The organism is Kitasatospora sp. NPDC047058 (assembly GCF_040643935.1).
GTDB lineage: Bacteria > Actinomycetota > Actinomycetes > Streptomycetales > Streptomycetaceae > Kitasatospora.
This window is the reverse complement of record NZ_JBEYVJ010000582.1, coordinates 1-3,494: the sequence shown is the minus strand read 5'-3', so window position 1 is coordinate 3,494 and position 3,494 is coordinate 1. Positions and strand designations below refer to the sequence as shown.

Below are 3,494 nucleotides of genomic sequence, written 5' to 3'. Positions count from 1 at the left end.
CCGCCGGCGCGACCCGCTCGTCGAACGGCGAGGGGATCACCTTCTGCGGGGTCAGCTCGTCGGCGACCACGCCGGCCAGCGCCTTGGCGGCGGCCAGCTTCATGCCCTCGGTGATCCGGGTGGCGCGGACCTGCAGGGCGCCGGCGAAGATGCCGGGGAAGGCCAGCACGTTGTTGATCTGGTTCGGGAAGTCGCTGCGCCCGGTGGCGACGACCGCCGCGTACTTGTGCGCGACCTCGGGGTGGATCTCCGGGTTCGGGTTGGCCATCGCGAAGACGAACGCGCCCTCGGCCATGGTCGCCACGACCTCCTCCGGCACGGTGCCGCCGGAGACGCCGATGAAGACGTCGGCGCCGGCCAGCGCGTCGGCCAGCGAGCCCTTGATGCCGTTCCGGTTGGTCTGGGCGGCGATCTCGGCCTTGACGTCGGTGAGGTCGCCGCGGCCCTCGTACACCACGCCCTTGCGGTCGCAGACGGCCACGTCGCCGATGCCGGCCGCGACCAGCATCTTGGCGATGGCGATGCCGGCCGCGCCGGCGCCGGAGATGACGGCGCGCAGCGAGTCGATCTCGCGGCCGGTCACCTTGGCGGCGTTCCAGAGCGCCGCGGTGGTGACGATCGCGGTGCCGTGCTGGTCGTCGTGGAAGATCGGGATGTCCAGGGCGTCCTGGAGGCGGCGCTCGATCTCGAAGCAGCGGGGGGCGGAGATGTCCTCCAGGTTCACGCCGCCGAAGGAGGGCGCGAGCCGGACGACGGTCTCGACGATCTCGTCCACGTCGGTGCAGGCGAGCGCGATCGGGACCGCGTCCACCCCGCCGAACTGCTTGAACAGGATCGCCTTGCCCTCCATCACGGGCAGCGAGGCCTCGGGGCCGATGTCACCGAGGCCCAGCACGGCGGTGCCGTCGGTGACGACGGCGACCGTGTTGGCCTTCCAGGTGTAGTCGTTCACCAGCTCGGGCTGCTCGGCGATGGCCGTGCAGACCCGGGCGACACCGGGGGTGTAGGCGAGGGACAGGTCGTCCGCGTCGCGCACCGGAACGGTGGCCCGGACCTCCATCTTGCCGCCGCGGTGGAGCGCGAAAACGGCGTCGACCGGATCGTCGGTGTCCTGAGTGCTGCTGTGCATGATCTCCGCTGCCACGATGACCTCTTCGTCATTGATCAGCGAGGACACGGGCGCCGACGGTCGGACGACCCGGCAGAAGCCCGAAACCGGGTACGCCGAAGCGGACCCGGGAGGGGCGGGGTCGGGGCGCCGCCGTCGGGCCGCGCCCTCGGGTGAGGGTTTTGTCTAGTTGTCTGCGTGTGCTTCGGGCCGAGCGTAGGTCGGACGATGGCATCGCACCTATGCCTTTTCGTCCTCGTCACGCACCTTTCATCCCCGATACGGCCTCTTGACGGAGGTCGGTGTCGGAAGCACCGGACTCCGGAGACGGCAACGGCGGAAAGGCGCGCTGTACCCGCAGGAGTGAACGCAGACACGAAGGGGAGCAGGTGCCTCGGATACGGAGTTCGCGTTCTGGACTTCCGTTCCTGCGCACCCCGAGCCTGTCGCGACTCGGCGGTCTGGTTCAAGCGTCCGGGGGTCACCCGGTACCGAATTCTGACACACCCGGTACCGCGCCCGGCAGGGAGGGATGGGAGGATCCGGTGTTCCGCCTTCTCGCGTACACCTCCGCGACGGCGCGGCGCCACCCCCTTCCTCCCACAGGAGCACCGTCATGCACCACCCTCCCCACCTCCGACGTAGGGCCGCCGCCGCCCTGGCCCTCGCCACGGCCGGAACCCTGCTGCTGACCGGTTGCGGCGGCGGCGGCGACGAAGCCGCGAAGGACCCGGTCCAGGTGGTCCGCGACAAGGTCCCGAAGGCCCAGCGGACCGCCGGCGTGCTCCGGATCGGTTCGGACCTCAACTACGCGCCGGTGGACTTCCGCGGCTCCGACGGCAAGCCGGACGGGCTCGACCCGGACATCGCCACCGCGCTCGGCAAGATCATGAACCTGCGGATCGAGTTCGTCGACACCCCCTTCGACAAGCTCATACCGAACCTGCACGGCAAGCAGTTCGACGTGGCGATGTCCGCGCTGAGCGACATCCGCCAGCGCCGCGAGGGCGTCGACGACAACAACAAGCCGACCGGCCTGGCCGTCGACTTCGTGGACTACTTCATCGCCGGCAGCTCGATCACCGTGCCGAAGGGCAACCCCAAGGGCATCCACACCCTGGACGACCTCTGCGGCAAAACCGTCGCGGTGCAGCAGGGCACCACCCAGGACGAGATCATCGGCCGCCAGGTGACCGCCTGCAGCCGGGTGAACAAGCCGCTCACCGTGCACAAGTTCGACAGCGACGCCAAGGCGCTGGCCGAGGTCGCCTCCGGCGCGGCCGTGGCCGGGCTCAACGACTTCCCGGTGGCCGCCTACGCGGCGAAGACCACCGACGGCGGCAACCGCTTCGAGGTCACCGGTGCGCAGTCCAAGTCCAACCCGTACGGCATCGCCGTGCGCAAGGAGGACACCGAGCTGCGCGACATGCTGTCCAAGGCGGTCGACCAGCTGATCCGCAGCGGCGATTACGACAAGATCCTCGCCAAGTGGAACGTCTCCGCGGGCGCCGCCCAGAACGCGGTGGTCAACGGCGGGATCTGAGCGGGGCCGCGGCGGACGCGGCAGCGGGGACGGGCCGGATCCGGGCGGGATCCGGCCCGTCGGCGCATCCGCGGCCGGGCGGACGGCGGCCGCCGTCCGCCGGACAGCCGTCAATCCACCGGGTGGCCGGGCGGGCCTCCGGGCGGAGCGCAGGGACGGTCTGCATACTTATACGCAGGGTGACAGGGGCCCGGAATTGATCCGGATAACGGACAGCGCGACCCCTCGTTATCCGATTTTGATCTGAATGAGGGCCACCCGACCGTCATCAGATGGCAGGATTCCCCCCATCTCCGATCGAGCCGACCACTGGTCGAGGCGGTTCGGTTCAACGCCCACCTCGGCGGAGGGTGGCGGATGCAGCACCTCGTTCCACCCTGCGCGACCTCATTGCCCAGGCCATGCACGACCGGCTCTGCCCGTACGACGACGTACAGCGAAAAAACACCCGTACAGCGCCGTACGGCTGCTGTCCCGGTGCGCCGCTCCCCCGCGGCGCGCTCCGCCCGACCTCTCCCTCAGGAGGAGATCCCCCATGACCGCCCGTACCCAGCGCAACCGCCTCATCGCGGCCGGCGCGGTTGTCGCGTCCGTCTCCCTGGTCCTGACCGGCTGCAGCAGCAGCTCGTCCTCGTCGAACCCGACCTCCGGTGCCGGCGTGAACCCGTCCGCCACGATCAAGGCCGTCGCCGCCGACCCGGCCCTGGCCGCCCAGGTACCGGCCGACGTCAAGTCGGCCAACAAGATCGTTGTGGCCGCCGACGCCTCGTACGCGCCCAACGAGTACCAGGACTCCTCGGGCAAGATCATCGGCATGGACGTGGACCTGGCCAACGCCATCGG

At 70.0% G+C, this 3,494-nt stretch carries 3 protein-coding genes; 2 read left to right on the top strand and 1 reads right to left on the bottom strand.

Annotation, left to right across the window (positions count from 1 at the left end; genetic code table 11):
• Window positions 1-1,144, bottom strand: a 1,144-nt coding sequence (locus tag ABZ885_RS37790; protein WP_360199208.1) for an NADP-dependent malic enzyme, incomplete at its 3' end; no start/stop codon positions are given.
• Between the two features lie 580 nt (window positions 1,145-1,724).
• Between ABZ885_RS37790 and ABZ885_RS37785 the strand changes: the two genes are divergently transcribed.
• Both ABZ885_RS37785 and ABZ885_RS37780 read left to right on the top strand, forming a co-directional pair.
• Window positions 1,725-2,651, top strand: coding sequence for an ABC transporter substrate-binding protein (locus ABZ885_RS37785; protein ID WP_360199206.1), 927 nt, complete (start codon window positions 1,725-1,727; stop codon window positions 2,649-2,651).
• 535 nt (window positions 2,652-3,186) lie between these two features.
• Window positions 3,187-3,494: transporter substrate-binding domain-containing protein (locus ABZ885_RS37780; protein WP_360199204.1), on the top strand; the 308-nt coding region annotated here is incomplete at its 3' end.